Annotated in this window: 17 protein-coding genes and 1 other RNA gene; 10 read left to right on the plus strand and 8 right to left on the minus strand. The window is 38.5% G+C overall.

Going from position 1 to position 15,298, the window contains the following annotated elements:
* Window positions 1–28 precede the first annotated feature (28 nt).
* On the plus strand, window positions 29–1,633 hold the full coding sequence (gene pckA / locus CDW55_RS05065; RefSeq protein WP_088468603.1) for a phosphoenolpyruvate carboxykinase (ATP): 1,605 nt from the start codon (window positions 29–31) through the stop codon (window positions 1,631–1,633).
* Between the two features lie 182 nt (window positions 1,634–1,815).
* Here pckA and CDW55_RS05070 read toward each other — a convergent pair whose 3' ends face one another.
* From CDW55_RS05070 to ssrA, 4 genes are all read right to left on the minus strand, one after another.
* Window positions 1,816–2,190 (minus strand): hypothetical protein, encoded by a 375-nt coding sequence (locus CDW55_RS05070; protein WP_088468604.1) that lies wholly within the window; start codon window positions 2,188–2,190, stop codon window positions 1,816–1,818.
* Window positions 2,168–2,488 (minus strand): hypothetical protein, encoded by a 321-nt coding sequence (locus CDW55_RS05075; RefSeq protein WP_088468605.1) that lies wholly within the window; start codon window positions 2,486–2,488, stop codon window positions 2,168–2,170. The genes CDW55_RS05070 and CDW55_RS05075 overlap by 23 nt, the downstream gene beginning before the upstream one ends.
* An 83-nt stretch (window positions 2,489–2,571) precedes the next feature.
* Window positions 2,572–2,778, minus strand: a complete 207-nt coding sequence (locus CDW55_RS05080; protein WP_143332920.1) for a hypothetical protein — start codon at window positions 2,776–2,778, stop codon at window positions 2,572–2,574.
* Window positions 2,779–3,203: 425 nt separating this feature from the next.
* Window positions 3,204–3,603, minus strand: a transfer-messenger RNA (tmRNA) gene (gene ssrA, locus CDW55_RS05085).
* A gap of 353 nt (window positions 3,604–3,956) precedes the next feature.
* On the opposite strand from ssrA, the gene CDW55_RS05095 reads away from it, so the two are divergent.
* Both CDW55_RS05095 and CDW55_RS05100 read left to right on the plus strand, forming a co-directional pair.
* Complete coding sequence (locus tag CDW55_RS05095; RefSeq protein ID WP_088468608.1) at window positions 3,957–4,781, plus strand: hypothetical protein; 825 nt, start codon at window positions 3,957–3,959, stop codon at window positions 4,779–4,781.
* 75 nt (window positions 4,782–4,856) lie between these two features.
* Entirely contained in the window at window positions 4,857–5,588 is a 732-nt protein-coding gene (locus tag CDW55_RS05100) for an SIMPL domain-containing protein (RefSeq protein ID WP_088468609.1), read from the plus strand.
* Between the two features lie 94 nt (window positions 5,589–5,682).
* Here CDW55_RS05100 and CDW55_RS05105 read toward each other — a convergent pair whose 3' ends face one another.
* Window positions 5,683–6,195: a GNAT family N-acetyltransferase gene (locus CDW55_RS05105; protein ID WP_088468610.1), complete on the minus strand. Its 513-nt coding sequence runs from the start codon at window positions 6,193–6,195 to the stop codon at window positions 5,683–5,685.
* 82 nt (window positions 6,196–6,277) lie between these two features.
* Complete coding sequence (locus CDW55_RS05110; RefSeq protein ID WP_088468611.1) at window positions 6,278–6,499, minus strand: PspC family transcriptional regulator; 222 nt, start codon at window positions 6,497–6,499, stop codon at window positions 6,278–6,280.
* A gap of 140 nt (window positions 6,500–6,639) precedes the next feature.
* On the opposite strand from CDW55_RS05110, the gene CDW55_RS05115 reads away from it, so the two are divergent.
* From CDW55_RS05115 to CDW55_RS12395, 5 genes are all read left to right on the plus strand, one after another.
* Window positions 6,640–7,257, plus strand: coding sequence for a hypothetical protein (locus CDW55_RS05115; RefSeq protein WP_088468721.1), 618 nt, complete (start codon window positions 6,640–6,642; stop codon window positions 7,255–7,257).
* 44 nt (window positions 7,258–7,301) lie between these two features.
* On the plus strand, window positions 7,302–7,592 hold the full coding sequence (locus tag CDW55_RS05120) for a winged helix-turn-helix domain-containing protein (protein ID WP_088468612.1): 291 nt from the start codon (window positions 7,302–7,304) through the stop codon (window positions 7,590–7,592).
* 71 nt (window positions 7,593–7,663) lie between these two features.
* Complete coding sequence (locus CDW55_RS05125; RefSeq protein ID WP_088468613.1) at window positions 7,664–9,034, plus strand: DUF4173 domain-containing protein; 1,371 nt, start codon at window positions 7,664–7,666, stop codon at window positions 9,032–9,034.
* A complete protein-coding gene (locus tag CDW55_RS05130; protein ID WP_143332921.1) occupies window positions 9,031–9,531 on the plus strand; it encodes a hypothetical protein in 501 nt (166 codons plus the stop codon). The genes CDW55_RS05125 and CDW55_RS05130 overlap by 4 nt, the downstream gene beginning before the upstream one ends.
* 89 nt (window positions 9,532–9,620) lie before the next feature.
* A complete protein-coding gene (locus CDW55_RS12395) occupies window positions 9,621–10,130 on the plus strand; it encodes a hypothetical protein (RefSeq protein WP_143332922.1) in 510 nt (169 codons plus the stop codon).
* A gap of 66 nt (window positions 10,131–10,196) precedes the next feature.
* Here CDW55_RS12395 and CDW55_RS05145 read toward each other — a convergent pair whose 3' ends face one another.
* Window positions 10,197–12,278, minus strand: coding sequence for a protein-disulfide reductase DsbD family protein (locus tag CDW55_RS05145; RefSeq protein ID WP_088468617.1), 2,082 nt, complete (start codon window positions 12,276–12,278; stop codon window positions 10,197–10,199).
* 29 nt (window positions 12,279–12,307) lie between these two features.
* Complete coding sequence (gene tilS, locus CDW55_RS05150; protein ID WP_088468618.1) at window positions 12,308–13,627, minus strand: tRNA lysidine(34) synthetase TilS; 1,320 nt, start codon at window positions 13,625–13,627, stop codon at window positions 12,308–12,310.
* Between the two features lie 79 nt (window positions 13,628–13,706).
* Here tilS and CDW55_RS05155 point away from each other — a divergent pair, with 79 nt between their 5' ends.
* Window positions 13,707–14,543 (plus strand): OmpA family protein, encoded by an 837-nt coding sequence (locus CDW55_RS05155; RefSeq protein ID WP_088468619.1) that lies wholly within the window; start codon window positions 13,707–13,709, stop codon window positions 14,541–14,543.
* Window positions 14,544–14,617: 74 nt separating this feature from the next.
* Window positions 14,618–15,265 carry an O-methyltransferase gene (locus tag CDW55_RS05160; RefSeq protein ID WP_088468620.1) on the plus strand — a complete coding sequence of 216 codons (648 nt, stop codon included), beginning with the start codon at window positions 14,618–14,620 and terminating at the stop codon, window positions 15,263–15,265.
* The last annotated feature ends 33 nt before the right edge of the window (window positions 15,266–15,298 follow it).

Here is a 15,298-nt window from a genome sequence, read left to right on the forward strand (position 1 = left end):
TAAAAAGAATCAGAAATATTAAGTCATTATGAAGAACATCAAGATTATCCAGCAATTACATGATTTAGGGATCACCGGTTATGAAGAGGTAGTTTACAATCCAAGTTATGAGGAGCTTTTCAAAGCTGAAATGTCTGCTAAAAACCAAGGATTTGAAAAAGGCGCATTGACAGAGTCGGGTGCTGTTGCCGTAAAAACCGGAATTTTCACAGGACGCTCACCGAAAGACCGATTTATTGTAAAAGACGCAGTAACCGAAAATACAATTCACTGGGACGGTAAGGTAAATTTAGCTACCACTCCGGAAATCTTCGAAAGCTGCAAGCAACTTGTGCTGAAACAGCTTTCTTCTTCTAAAAGAATATATGTTGTTGATGCCTTTTGTGGGACCAACCCTGATACCAGACTTAAAGTTAGATTTATTATGGAAGTGGCCTGGCAGGCACATTTCGTAACCAATATGTTCATCCGTCCTTCTAATTATGAACTAGAAAATTTCGGGGAGCCAGATTTTATCGTGATGAACGGTTCTAAAACCGTAAATCCTGACTGGAAAGAGCAGGGATTAAATTCTGAAAACTTCGTGATGTTCAACCTGACGCAGAAAATTCAGATTATCGGTGGAACATGGTATGGCGGCGAAATGAAGAAAGGAATGTTTGCCATGATGAATTATTATCTTCCATTAAAAGGCATGGCATCAATGCACTGCTCTGCCAACGTGGGCGAAGAAGGGGATGTAGCGTTATTCTTCGGACTTTCAGGAACAGGTAAAACTACGCTTTCTGCAGATCCGAAAAGATATTTGATCGGTGATGATGAACACGGCTGGGATGATAACGGCGTATTCAACTTTGAAGGTGGATGTTACGCAAAAGTAATTGACCTGACTGAAGAAAAGGAACCGGATATTTACAAAGCCATCAGAAGAGATTCACTGCTTGAAAACGTTGTCGTAAACGAATATGGTGAAGCAGATTATACTGATAATTCCATCACCGAAAACACCAGGGTTTCTTATCCGATTTATCATATCAGCAAAATTGTATTGCCATCGAAAGCCGGACACGCGAAAAAGATCGTTTATCTTTCCGCCGATGCCTTCGGAGTTTTGCCACCGGTTTCCATTCTGAACGAAGATCAGGCACAATACCACTTCCTTTGCGGTTACACCTCTAAACTAGCGGGAACCGAAAGAGGAATTACAGAACCGGAACCATCGTTCTCACCGGCATTTGGAGAAGCATTCCTTACGCTGCACCCGACCATGTATTCTAAAACACTGATTGGTAAAATGAAAGAGCACGGTGCAAAAGCGTATCTGGTAAACACGGGCTGGAACGGTACCGGAAAGAGAATTTCACTTAAAGATACCCGCGCGATTATCGACGCGATTATCGACGGATCCATTGACAAGGCAGAGAAGACCGTTATTCCGATCATGAATCTTGAGATTCCGACTGCCCTGCCAAATGTAACCGACGGTATTCTTGATCCAAGAGCCACTTATGCCCACGTTTCCGATTGGGAGGCAAAAGCCAGAGATTTAGGTGCGCGCTATATCAAAAACTTCGAGCAGTACTGCGATACCAACGAAGGTCAGCGACTGGTTGCTGCAGGACCACAGCTTTAGCATTAATTAATTGTTTTGTATAGAAATTCCCCCGGCCGAAAGGTTGGTGGGAATTTTTTTATTTCACCCAGCGGAAGGTTTCATGCTTCTGAAACAAAAGTTTCAGTGCTATAGAAAAAAGTTCTCAGTACTATGAAACAAAGATTTCATCCGTATGAAAAAAAGATTGCTTAGTACGGAAGTTATCGTTTTTTTTTAAATAAACTAAATATGCCTAAAATGCTTTTTGCATCCTCATGTTGTAAAGCTGTTGAAGTGGATTTTGATTTTAAAGAATTTGTTGATTTAGTTGGTATTGCATAATCGTCATTAAAGATAAACAGACCATTTTCATCCAGTCTTGCCACAGCATCAAAGAAACATCCACAACCAAAACCTCCGCAAGTGCAATTTTTATGTGGTAATCTGTCGCTCTTTAAAAATTCGTCTAAATCGTAGGCTTTCCCGTGGTCTGCTGTGCATTCAGGGCAACAATTTTTAAATGAATTATAAACTTTAGCATCCATTACCACCCCTTTCCCTATTTCTGATAGTTTATAATGTGTTTTTTTTTGCATCAATAGATAGTTGCTTTAACTCATCCACTCCTTTCCCTTCTTCGAAATTAAATCGAAACATTGCCATTTCATAATAAATCCGTGATTGCAGATGAAAGTCTCTTGCTTTCCTATCGAGGTGCTTGTTGAATTGATACCATACAAAATCTCGTAAGGCTCTAACGTTCCCGTCTCCTATATTAGAATCTGTAAAATCATTTTCAAGTTCAAGAGTGGGTACGCCTAAAAGCTGCAAAGTTCGAAATGTGGATTTCTTTATCCGGTTAAACTCCTTTTCTAACTTTTTTTTATCATCCATAATAGATTGTGTTTATAATTCCAAAAGTAAGAAGTTAAAAGGTTTTATTCAGAAAATACTTTTTTTAAAAAATTTTGTCAATTTTAGCTTTTGTATGGTCTATGTTGAATTGTTACAATATTTGATTTTTTGAGCAAATCGATTGCTAAGTCGATAATAGTGTCATTAACTACAAATAAGCTGTTTATTTCATCGTAACAAAGTAAGTGTCTGTTTTCATTATCCGAGATTTTATTTGTGAGATAATCCATAAGTTCTTGTGGATTAAATTCTTTTTTATTGTCGCTCATTTTAAATTGTATTAGATTGTAATATTCTCTAATATAGTGAAATAAGATCAAAAACCGATTTTATGCAAAACAAAAGCTGGAAATTAATCCGCTCCGCTCCCGCAAGATTTCTTTCTGGTACTCTTATACAACGCTAACTAATAAAATGAGGAGTGAATTTATTTTTGTCATTTATAATTTTTAGTGTTTTTCATTAAAGTAAAAGCAAAGTCAAAGGAATGTATAGGTAAGGTGAAAGCTCTAAATTATTTGTCATATACGTTATCGGCTATAAAATCAAATTTAGGGCAATATGAATTTGAAAATTTCGCCACAAATCTAACTTACTGAACTTCTTAGTATAGTACTGTTATTCTGCATATAGGTGGCAATAGGTACAAATAAAAAAAATAACCACCTGAAAAACAGGAGGTTATTTAAAAATGGTGTGGAGTTGGAGGGATTCGAACCCTCGTCCAAACAAGCAACACGCAAGCTTTCTACATGCTTATTCTGCGTTTGGTTTTCGATCGTAAACAGAGCACAGACACCCAATTTACGACTTATCTTCTTTAGTTTTCGTGCTTTGGCCGAAGTTTCCAAAACCTTATTTCCGCATTGCTATACCCCGGAATCAGACGTCGCGAAACAGAACTTCTGCGGGATATCTTGCTTCCTTACTGTGCTTCGGGAAAACGCTGAATCCTACTATAATTCAGATTAAGCTGCAAGAGCAAACTCTTGGTCGCCAGTTAAAATTGTGTAGCAAGGGATTAAAGAGATCGCGCTACGGTTCTCTGCATGCTTACTTACCCATTGATCTTGCTGTCGAAACCAGTCAACCCCAATTTTTTGTAAGTCTGCAAATATAAGCAAAAATTATTCCCAACAGCAAAGTGTTTTGGGCGTGTCCCTCAGTCGGTCATTCTGGCACAAACTGCCTTTGGCAGTCTGCGCCGCCATTTCCTTCTTCAGGCCGGGCTATCCGCTATATCTTTTTTGGGGGCGGCGGCGGAGCCGCCGCCCCCAAAAAAGGATGCCGCTCCTATCCCTCACGCGGGAATACCGTTACCAATGTCCCAAAAAAATTAACGAAATCATCCTTAAATTTTTCAAAAAGAATCTTAAAAGAGTTAACGCAGGTTAAATTTTAAATAGGGTTTGAAATTAGTTCTACTTTTAGTACAAATTTTTAAAGCGTGAAAACAAAATTACTCGTTCTCTGTTTCGTTCTAATCTCCATCTCAGCATTCGCTCAGGATTATATTTTCGGGAAAGTGCGCTCCGAATTTGGCGCGGAAATGTCCAACGCAATCATCATCAATACCCGTACTGAGGAAAAAGTAAGTTCCGACAAAGACGGGAATTATATGATTGCCGCCAGAATCTCGGATGAGCTTCGTTTTGTGAAAAGCGGTTACGACAGGATTTCTGTGAAAATATCAAACGAACATTATTCCGCACCGGTCAATGTTTCACTTCCCAAATCGGCGTATTTGATCGAGGAAATTGAACTTGCGTTCACGCCCACCGGCAACCTTAAGAAAGATTCCAAATTATTAGATGCTCCTAAAAGACTGGTCGCATTACAGAGTTCTCTGGATGCATACATGAAATCTCCGATGCAGGAAGCGGTTCCTCAAGCTACTACGATTCCATCCGCATTTAAACCCAAAGATCTGGGGGAAGGAACAATAAGTTTATTATCAGTTGGTAGCGGAGGTTCCTCAGGTTTGCTTTCAGTAGTTGCAGGTTTAATTAAGCCTTCAAAAAGAGATCAACAGACAGCAGCCAATTATTCCGAAACCCAAGCCTTTTATCGACGGGTAAAGGCAGAGATCGATTTAAGTTTTTATTGGTCGAGAGGCTGGACCGAAGAGGATCTCGACCGGTTTTTAATTTATGCCGATAACAGTTATTCGCTGGCCAAAAAATACCGTAAAAGTTTTGATATTGCTGCTATACGTTCTGATATGAAAATGGCTTATATCGAATACATCAAAACCCATAAAGTGGGAACCTGATTTTACGTAAAATGTTATAATTTGTAAGGCTTTGTTTTATTTTTTCTTATCTTTAGGAATCAAATGTTACCCCAAATGAACAGAAATATTATTGCCATCGCCATTGCCGCCGCCGGCTTTATCATTGGTCTTGCATTTTTAGGCAGCGCCATTAAGAATAGAAATAAGTCGGAAAACACCATTTCAGTTACCGGATTGGGAACCAAGAAATTCACATCGGATCTTATTGCCTGGAGCGGAAATTTTTCGCGCAACAGTTTCGAACTTAAGTCGGCCTATGACGAACTGGCCAATGACAAAAAAGTAATTGAAAATTACCTGGCTTCCAAAGGAATTCCGAAAAACGAAATGGTTTTCTCAGCGGTGGATATTCAGAAACAGTTTAATTATTCTACCGATAATATGGGCAGAAGTCAGCAGACGTTTGCGGGATATCAGCTTTCTCAGCGGGTTTCCATCGACAGTAAGGATGTGGCTAAGATTGAAAATCTTTCCCGTAATATTACAGAAATAATCAATCTTGGGATAGAATTTACTTCTTCACCGCCCAATTATTTTTACACGAAACTGGCGGATGTAAAACAGCAAATGATCGCAGACGCGACTAAAGACGCAAAACAGCGCGCTGAAAGAATTGCCGAAAATGCAGGTGCAAAACTCGGTAACCTTAAAAAAGCGACGATGGGTGTCACTCAGATTACTGAACCCAATTCTACTGAGGAGTTTTCTTACGGCGGAACTTTCAATACTTCTTCAAAGGAAAAAGAAGCCAGCATTACGATTAAATTGGAATACGAAGTTGATTAGGCCGCGGTTGCCCACTGGCTTTTGGCTTCACCTAATCATCTTATGCTAACACCTGGTTTTTTAGTTTTGCAGGCTCATATTGTGAGTCCTCCGCTTAACAGTACACTACATCATAAATTTCCTCTTTAATCCAGTCGGTTTTTTCGGGTTTCCAGTTGGCTAAAAGCCACAGATTAAGTGAGTTTTTTTCCGGGTCGTAACATGGCTGTACATAATTTTCATCAATCACCATGAAACCGTTTTTCTCGTAAAACGAAATTCTTCTTGCTGCATTTTCGTCCTGATCTTCTGGTTCGGCTTCCAAAACGATGTGCGAATAATTTTTGTAGAGGTGACTGATGATTTCGGAACCGTATTTTAGACTTCTAAATTCAGAAAATATTTCAAAATGTTCAATAAAAACGAAGTTGGTTAATTCCCAGGAAATGAGGTAACCGATATTTTTTAAATCTTTTAGAACTGAAAAGACTTTAACCCTCGGGTTCGAAAAGAGATGACGGAACTGCTGTTCGCTGCGCCGCTCGTCTTCCGGAAAAGTTTCGCAATATGACTTGTAAATTTCTTCGACCCGATAATCGTCGAAAGAGTTAATCTGTAAATATTCCATAAAAAATAAAGGCTGTATGCTTTATGCTCAATACAAGTTTCAAGCCGTTGAAAAATTCAAATGATTCTTTTTGGAGATAAAATCAAAGATCAAAAACGCTTGGCCGTCGGGTGATGAACATATCTTTAATCCAAAGGGTAAAAGCGAGGCCAAGGTAAATTAGAAAGAAAATACCCGCGGTGGCGAAAGTAGAATAAATGAAGAACACGCGCAGTTTTGAGACAGGAATCCCCAGTTTAGCACCCATTCTTGTAAGAACACCAAACCACTGCCTTTCCATGGTATGTCTGAAGTTATCGAACATGTTTAAATTTGGTTATAAAGATACAATTTTTCGGGTTTAGATTCATCATCTGAATTTGCAGCTTAAGTTTTATGTACATTTTAAAAAAATGTTTTGTCAGTTCAATAAAAATAATAACTTTGCATTTCAAAGTTCTTTTTATGGAGTCAAAAAATTATCAGGAAGACCTTTCACATATCCGCAGCATGATGGAGCGCAGTTCACGTTTTATTTCCCTCAGTGGACTTTCCGGAGTTTTTGCCGGGCTTGTTGCTTTGCTGGGAGCAGGTTATGTATACTATATTCTGAAGCGTGAAAACATTGATTATTTTGCAGGTAAAACAAACGTCTACACTAAAGACCTTTTGCTGGAACTTGTGTTTGTAGGTTTGGTGATACTGTTTCTAGCTGTTTTATCAGGTTATATCTTTACCGCTAAAAAAAGCAAAGAGAAAAATCTGAAGATCTGGGATCAGACCACTAAAAGGCTCCTCTTTAATTTTGCCGTTCCTCTTGTCACAGGCGGATTGTTTTGTCTTGGATTGCTGTATCACGGAATGTTTGTCTTTATTGCACCTGCGACCTTAATTTTTTACGGATTGGCTTTGGTGAATGCATCTAAATATACGTTTACAGACCTTCAGAATTTAGGATATTGCCAGATCGTTCTCGGGCTTCTTTCTTTCTTTTTTCTTGGTTGGGGATTGGTATTTTGGGCGATTGGATTTGGTGTGCTGCACATTGTGTACGGCCTGGTAATGCACAGAAAATATAAGTAAGAGAGAACAGGGAACTTTAAAAACAGAATCTGTAATATTCTATCATGGTCAACATCAGTAAACTCAACAAAGAATTCGAAAGCCGGGTCAGGCTGGGCATTATGTCTGTTCTGATGGTGAATGAGTGGGTTGATTTTACTGAAATGAAAAATTTACTTGAAATTACCGATGGTAACCTGGCGAGCCACAGCACCGCTCTGGAAAAATCAAAATATATCGAAGTGAAGAAGGAATTTGTCGGTAAAAAACCGAAAACTTCTTACCGTGTGACAACTGCTGGTAAAGATGCATTTAAAGAACATCTTGCTGCCCTCGAAAAATTATTGGGACGCTAGCCATAATTTTTTTTGATTAATTACTTTGTAAAACAAAGTGCTTTGAAATAAATAATTTTAAAAATATCGTCATGAAAACACATCAATTAATCCTCCTTACCACCGTTCTTTTTATAACACTTTTTTACGGTGAAGATATGGGTCTCAATTTTGGCCTTTTCGGCGTTGCCTACGCCTTGCTTACCCTCTTTCACACTCCAGAGGAAAACCGGACGCGTAGTTTTCTCATGCTTTTTGTTGCCAGCATTCTCTCGAGCGCAGCTTTTGCATGGTATGGCGATTTCGCTTCATTCCTGGCGGTATTCACTTCTCTTTTTTTACTGGCTTTTAAATCGAAAAACCGTGAGCTGAAATCATTGCTGGTTATTCCGGTGTTTGCGGTAAATTTTGTGACTTTTATTTATCGTTTTTTTAAGTTTGAAGACTGGCTTCCGAAGAGAAATACTTCTGAAACGGTGAAGAAACTGATCGCTATGTTTCTGATTCCTGCTTTTTTCGTAGTTGTATTTTTTGGAGTTTACGCTTTAGGAAGCGAACATTTTTCAGGTTTTTTTACCGGCTGGGAGTTCAGTTTCGATCTCTGGCAGTTTATTGTTCTCGGAACACTTGGATTTTTTATTGCGTTTAATTTCTGGAATTTTAAAATTGAAAAATTCATCTTCAATTTAAACCATCATCTCAAAAATGATTTTCTTAATGAAGATAAAAAAGAACAAGAATCAAGTTCATTTCTGGATATAGATTCGGAAAGGATGAGTGGCGTAATTTCATTTATCGCACTTAATATTTTACTTTTGGTTTTTATTTTCACCTTTAATTACGAACAGTTTGTAGAGATTTCCAAATCGCCCAGCCAACTCTCCGGAGAAACTCACGACCGCGTCAATGCTGTTATTTTATCGATTGTAATGGCTGTTTTGGTGATTATGTTTTATTTTAAAGGTAAATTTAATTTCGATAATAAAGCTGGAAACTTAAAGGTCTTAGCTAAAATCTGGATATTTCTCAATGCTGTACTGGTCATTTCCGCTTTTGCTAAAAATTCTGAATACATCATCAGTCTAGGAATTACATATAAAAGACTTGGCGTTTATGCCTTTCTGGCGCTTGCATTTATCGGGCTTATTCTTACTTTCATCAAAATAAAAAATCAGAAAACCAACGCATTTCTTTTTAATCACATGTCATGGTATTTTTATGGAACAGTTTTGGCCGCGTCTTTTATCAACTGGGGTAATTTGGCCACCGTTTACAACATCCGAAATGAAAAAGGTAATTTTGATTTTCACAAAAGCCTGAATTACAATGATGAAATTCTCCTTAAAGTCTATCCAAATGAATTTGAAAAAACGACAAAACCAACAGAAATTGCTAAAGAACAGAATAAAACTTTCCTTTCCAAAATTATTTATTATCAAACACTAAAACCTCAGAACCCATGAAAAAAATAATCCTGCTCGCGCCTATATTACTTTGGTCGTGTAATAAATCTGATTCTGTAGAAGAATCTGCATCCAGTGTAGACACTCGTCAACAACGACCTGTGGAAAGAGATTCAGCGACGGAAGTTATAAAGGAGGTTCCAATGGGACGGCAGGGAATGATGAGGGAAGTTGAGGGCAATAAAATTATTAGAACTGTAGATGCACAACAGATTCCTTTCAATATTGGCGAAGAATTTACGGAAGATGATCAGCAGTTTATCGTGAAAATTAAAAATTTCAGACAGAAAACTATTTCCGGAGAAGTAACGCCTGAAAATGCAGAAATGAATATTCGTTTCAATCAGATCAAACTACCGGATGGGACTTTCGACGGACCGTTTGGAAGACAGATTTCTTACACAGCAAAAAATGATGGAGAACTGTGGCTGATTGTCGGTAAAAGCAATATGGCGTCAGGTGAAACTAAGGGAAAATTTTCTGTAAGCATTAAGTAAATTTTAGAAAGTTGTCATAGTTAATCTTCTGTTAATTAATGAAGTTGGTATAGTTTCTGAATGAAAGATTTAAATCAAAATTTACTATTATGAAAAATTTATTTTTATCAGCGGTTGTTGCTACAGCTACATTAGCGAGCTGTTCTACCGTTTCATCTATTTTACAGAACACATTTCCATACAATGCGACGGTTTTGGTAACTTCGGGCTCACCGGCAAATACCACTTTGTCTAATGTTTCGCCGGCGCAGAGCATCAATCAGCTTACCGGCGCGGGCGCTAATGTGAGAGATATAAGGGTTTCCAATGCTACAATGTCGGTTCCGAACAATACGAGTATGGGAATCTTCAAATCGGTAAAAGTTTATCTTTCGAATAACGGAAGTAATGAGGTTCTTGTCGCCTCCAGAGATGCCATCGGAGATAATGTCGGAAGTTCGCTGTCACTGGATGTAAATACGTCGCAGACTTTAGATAATATGATGAAATCGGGTGCGGTACAGGCAAGAATTGTATATGTTTTGAAACAGTCTCCAACTTCAGATATTTCGCTGAAAACTTCCATAGGATTCAGCAGTGTTCCCGTAACAAATCCTTAATTCAGCATTTTAGATATAATAAAAATGTCCGCTTTTTAGCGGACATTTTTTGTTGTACTTGGTTGATTATTTATTCTTCTTGAAGAATTCAATTCCACAGGTCAGGAAATTTTTAAAATCTTCTTTCGGCATATAGCCCGAAACCGGTGTATTGATGACTTTTCCGTCCGGAGAAACCAATACATAATGCGGCTGAGAATTGTTATTAAAATTGATCTGTTGGAAAAGACTCCATTTATCACCGATTGTTCTGATTTTTTTCTTCTGTCCGTTACCCATATCGATTGAAGTCTGTTCGCTTTCAGGCAAGAGTTCTTTATCATCAACGTAAAGCGAAGCCAGCACAACATCGTTCTGAAGGATCGGCAAGATATCGGGTTCGCTCCACACAAATTCCTCCATTTTTCGGCAGTTTTCGCAACCGTAACCGGTGAAATCTATCAGAAGCGGTTTGTTTTCCTTTTTGGCCATTTCTATGGCTTCAAAATAATCGTGGGAAGGATGCATTCCTAAAATACCATCTTCTTCTTTATGAAGATAACTTACGTTTATTGGAGGCAGAATTCCACTTAAATGTTGCAGCGTAGGGCGTTCTGCAGGGAATAGTCCCTGAATCAGATAAATGATGAATCCAATTCCGAAGAATCCTATGATTTTTCTTGTTAAAGATATTTTCGGTTTTTTGTCATCATGCGGGAAGCGGATTTTCCCGAACAGATAAAGAACGAGTCCGATCGCAATTAAAATCCAAAGCGCGATGAAAAGTTCTCTTTTCAGTAAAAATGTTTTGGAGACCAAATCAGCTTTAGATAAGAATTTCAGTGCCAGCCCAAGTTCGATGAATCCTAAAACCACTTTCACGGTGTTCATCCAACCGCCTGATTTCGGCAAACTCTGCAAAGCTTGCGGGAACAAGGCTAAAAGCCCAAAAACAATCGCCCAACTCAGTCCAAATCCAGCCAAAGCAAAAGTGAGCAGCATCGGTACGTTGGCGGATCCTGTCACCGCGCTCCCAAGCAAACTTCCTAAAATAGGACCGGTACATGAAAAAGATACAATAACCAGAGTTAATGCCATGAAGAAAATTCCGATCAAGCCGCCTGCATCTTCCGCTTTCGAGGATTTATTTGCAATAGAGCTTGGCAGCGTAATGTCGTAGTATCCGAAGAAACTTCCGGCAAAGAAAATAAAGATCAGGAAGAACGTAACATTCAGCCAAACACTTGTAGAAATCTCGTTGAAAATATTCCCCGCAATCCCGTCAATAATATGAAAAGGAACACTCAGCAATACGAAAATCAACAGAATAAAAAATCCGTAGATGAAAGCGTCGCGTTTTCCTTTTGCCTTGTCTTTGCTTCCTTTCGTAAAGAAAGAAACCGTTAAAGGAATCATCGGAAATACGCACGGAGTAAGCAAAGCGATAAGGCCGCCAAAAAAGCCTAACAGAATATAAGTCCAGAAATTCTCGTTGTTTTGCTCCGCTTCAATTCCGCAGTCGGTTTGTGGATTTTTAAAATCGATGGATTCTACTTTCAGGCCTTTCTGTTCAGTTTTAATCGGCGAAACAGTAGTCGCACTTTCTGAAGTCGTAAGTGCTGCTGAATCTACGGTTGCCGGTATTTCCGCCGGATTTGCTGCCTTTTCAGGAGTCTCGGTTTGAGTTATTGAAGTAGTACCAGTAGATGTTGGCGTAATATTCTGGTCAAATTCCAGTGTATTGGGTGCAAGACAAACGCGGTCGTTACACGTTTGATAAGTAATTTCTGCAGTAACGGTTGCAGGTTTGGTATTGTCTTTAAGTTTGAATTTCTGTTTGAATAATACCAAATCTGAATAATAAACAATTTGAGCCCCAAAGGCTTCCGAGAATTCATCGTGCTTTTTACCGACTTCGGTAACTTTACCGACAAGCTGTATTCCCTCTTTAGAAGATAGTTTCATCTCAGTAGGAATTCCGGAATCGGGCGGCAGATCCTGCGAGTAGATATGCCAGTTTTTGTCGATGGTTGCAGTAAGTACAGCTTCGTAAACGCCGTTTGGCAGTGAATTGATGTTGTATTTAAATTTTACAGGATCTTTTATCTGTGCCGAAATTCCCTGGAAAAGAAAGACCAGGAGCAGCACAAGCCAATTTTTAAATTTCATTTTTACTTTTGTTTTGAACCAGTTTTTGGTTAAAATGTGACCGTTATTTTACTTTTAGAATTCGTTTCTGCAGCAAATCTGCGGTCCTGGCGGGATGGGATTACTCCCAGAACGTTATCTTGGCCGTCACACAGGAGCCAGATTTTTTGCTGGGCTAAAATAGGGATTTTTTCATCCTTAAAAAATTTGGAGATGGTCTTTTTGCCTATCATGCCGATTGGGAAAAACAAATCGCCCTGCTTTTTCTTTCTTATTTTCAATGGAAACTGAAGTTTATCTCCATCAAAAATCCATTTCACATCCGATGAAACTTTACTTTCCGCAGAAATAAAAGGCGAGAGTGAAAGTGTGTGGTGTTTGATTATATCTAAACTTTCAGCAACAATTATTTCTTCATCTGAATTGGGTAAATTCGATTTTTCACCGACTTTTTTAGTCAGAACAAAATATTCCCGGTCAACACTTAACTGAAAATTCGGCGCGTGAAAAACCTTTCCTGTCTCTGCACTGAAAATTTTCGGAAATTCTTTTTCATCATCAAAACTGAATTTCTTTAGAATTTCAAATTTTACAAAATCAGATTGCTTTGAAAATTCTGCTTTTTGAATCAGGATGAGGTTTTCCTTTTCAGAAATTATCTTTCTCTCGATTTCTTCAATCTTTTCTTCAGCAAAAGTTTTAACCTGATTTAGATAATTCAGGCTTTTTGCAAAGTTCTCGAGAAAATGACCATTGGTCTCGAACAGTTTTGGGGCAATTTCGTTTCGGATAAAATTCCTCAGGTAATCGTTTTTTTTGTTGGAAAGATCTTCGCGGAATTTAGCTTCATGTTCTGCAGCGAATGCATAAATTTCATCTTTCGAAAATTGTAGAAGCGGACGCAGAATCTGGTTTTCATTTGGCGGAATTCCACTCAAACCCTTAATTCCCGAGGCTTTCGAAAGATTGATGAGGAAAGTCTCAAGTTGATCATTGAGATGATGCGCAGTGACCAAATGCTGCAGTTTGCGCTCTTCCTGTATCTTCCTGAAAAATGCGTAACGAAGATTTCTCGCCCAGTTCTGGATAGAATTTTCAGGCTGATTATCTTTTTCGGAGACTTCATAAAGATGAAAAGCAATATTATTTTCAAGGCAGAAATCTTCTACCGTTTCTCTGTCGTCTTCCGAATCTTTACCGCGAAGTTTATAGTTCACATGCGCGACTTCAAAATGCAGTCCCAAATTTTTGAATAAATGAAGAAGCACCATCGAATCGGCTCCTCCGCTTACCGCAAGAAGATAGGTGCTCCACGTGTTGTTTCGGTGAAGATTTCGCAGCGCAGCTTCAAAAGTCTTTTGGGTAAGCAATTTTTAAGGAATATTTAGCAAAGATAATTCTTCTGTTTAAAATGAATTGGCTATTTTTGGCTTAAATAAACAGATTTTTATGAGAACAGGAACACTTTTGGCCATTGCAATCATGGCGCTAACATTAACTTCTTGTGTAAGCAAGAAGCAGTTTGATGCTCTAAATTTAAACTATAACCAGTGTATTACCAATATCGGGGAGAGACAACGCGAAATTCAGGATCTGAAAGCTATGAATGCCGGACTCTCGAGCGAAAACAATCTTCTGAGAAGCCAAAATGATGCTTTGAAAACTTCCCTTGATGCCTGTTTGGCTAACACCGGTCAAGGTTCTAAAAACATTACCGAACTTATCGGCGAAATTAATGCTTCCAATAAATACATCAAGCAGCTAATCTCTACCAACGCGAAAAACGACAGTTTAAACCTCGCTCTTTCAAACAAACTGAAAAGATCTCTTGATAATATCACGGATAAAGATGTTCAGGTGAAAGTTTTAAAAGGCGTGGTAATGATTTCCCTGTCTGATCAAATGCTTTACAAAACAGGCGATTATAACGTGTTGCCTGCTGCTCAGGAAGTTTTGGGTAAAGTAGCCCAGGTGATTAATGATTACGATACTTATTCGGTTTTAATTGAAGGAAATACCGATAATGTTCCGTTAAATTCAGCCAATTTACCGAAAGACAACTGGGATTTATCCGCATTACGTGCAACTTCAATGGCTAAAATTCTTCAGACCAAATTCGGTGTGAATCCTGCAAGAATTACAGCGGGCGGACGAAGCGAATACAATCCAAAAACCACCAACGCGTCGGTTTCCGGAAGAGCTGAAAACCGTAGAACTGAAATCATCATTATGCCTAAATTAGATGAATTCATGAAACTGATGGATATTGCTCCGGTTAAGAACTAATGATAACATTCAAATAATACAATCCCGAAATTTTTCGGGATTTTTTATTTCATTAAATTTGAAAAAAAATTACCATGAGTTTTTTTGAAGAAAACTGTCCGGAAATGGACCGATATCTGGAGAATCACGCTTCCGCAGAACCCGAAATTCTAAAAAGGCTTCGGAAAGAAACTTTTCAGAAAACTACCCAGCCCCATATGATTTCCGGCTATCAGCAGGGAAGACTGCTTTCTATTCTTTCAAAAATGATGCAGCCGAAAAGCGTGCTCGAAATCGGAACTTTCACCGGTTATGCGACTTTATGCTTGGCAGAAGGTTTAGCGGAGAACGGGAAAATTACAACACTCGACGTGAACGAAGAACTGGCTTATCTGCCGAAAAAATATTTTGCAGAAAGCGAATTCAGTGAAAAAATCAATTTCAGGTTACAGGATGCAAAAGATTTTTTGAAGGAAACCGAGGAGGTTTTTGATCTTGTATTCATTGATGCAGATAAAGAAAATTATGCGGAATATTTTAGGCTTATCAAACCCAAAGTAAAATCCGGTTCCGTAATTATGTTTGATAATGTGCTGTGGTACGGGAAAGTTCTGGAAGAAAATCCGAAGCAACAATCCACTAAAAAAATAAAGGAACTCAATGATTTGGTAGCGCAGGATACAGATTTCGAAAATCTTATTTTACCTTTGCGTGACGGGGTTAATTTAATCAGAAAAATTTAACATTTTCTCGCGGTTCTAAATGATAGGGCTGAT

This window comes from Chryseobacterium sp. VAUSW3 (assembly GCF_002205795.1).
GTDB lineage: Bacteria > Bacteroidota > Bacteroidia > Flavobacteriales > Weeksellaceae > Kaistella > Kaistella yananensis.

What these genes read in the sequence shown, in the direction of transcription:
- CDW55_RS05120 (WP_088468612.1), top strand. Translation starts at nt 7,302, where the DNA reads ATGGTCAACATCAGTAAACTCAACAAAGAATTCGAAAGCCGGGTCAGG.
- CDW55_RS05115 (WP_088468721.1), top strand. Translation starts at nt 6,640, where the DNA reads ATGGAGTCAAAAAATTATCAGGAAGACCTTTCACATATCCGCAGCATG.
- pckA (WP_088468603.1), top strand. Translation starts at nt 29, where the DNA reads ATGAAGAACATCAAGATTATCCAGCAATTACATGATTTAGGGATCACC.
- CDW55_RS05125 (WP_088468613.1), top strand. Translation starts at nt 7,664, where the DNA reads ATGAAAACACATCAATTAATCCTCCTTACCACCGTTCTTTTTATAACA.
- CDW55_RS05075 (WP_088468605.1), bottom strand. Translation starts at nt 2,488, where the DNA reads ATGGATGATAAAAAAAAGTTAGAAAAGGAGTTTAACCGGATAAAGAAA.
- CDW55_RS05100 (WP_088468609.1), top strand. Translation starts at nt 4,857, where the DNA reads ATGAACAGAAATATTATTGCCATCGCCATTGCCGCCGCCGGCTTTATC.
- CDW55_RS05130 (WP_143332921.1), top strand. Translation starts at nt 9,031, where the DNA reads ATGAAAAAAATAATCCTGCTCGCGCCTATATTACTTTGGTCGTGTAAT.
- CDW55_RS05155 (WP_088468619.1), top strand. Translation starts at nt 13,707, where the DNA reads ATGAGAACAGGAACACTTTTGGCCATTGCAATCATGGCGCTAACATTA.
- CDW55_RS05080 (WP_143332920.1), bottom strand. Translation starts at nt 2,778, where the DNA reads ATGAGCGACAATAAAAAAGAATTTAATCCACAAGAACTTATGGATTAT.
- CDW55_RS05105 (WP_088468610.1), bottom strand. Translation starts at nt 6,195, where the DNA reads ATGGAATATTTACAGATTAACTCTTTCGACGATTATCGGGTCGAAGAA.
- CDW55_RS05145 (WP_088468617.1), bottom strand. Translation starts at nt 12,278, where the DNA reads ATGAAATTTAAAAATTGGCTTGTGCTGCTCCTGGTCTTTCTTTTCCAG.
- CDW55_RS05070 (WP_088468604.1), bottom strand. Translation starts at nt 2,190, where the DNA reads ATGCAAAAAAAAACACATTATAAACTATCAGAAATAGGGAAAGGGGTG.
- CDW55_RS05110 (WP_088468611.1), bottom strand. Translation starts at nt 6,499, where the DNA reads ATGTTCGATAACTTCAGACATACCATGGAAAGGCAGTGGTTTGGTGTT.
- CDW55_RS12395 (WP_143332922.1), top strand. Translation starts at nt 9,621, where the DNA reads ATGAAAAATTTATTTTTATCAGCGGTTGTTGCTACAGCTACATTAGCG.
- CDW55_RS05160 (WP_088468620.1), top strand. Translation starts at nt 14,618, where the DNA reads ATGAGTTTTTTTGAAGAAAACTGTCCGGAAATGGACCGATATCTGGAG.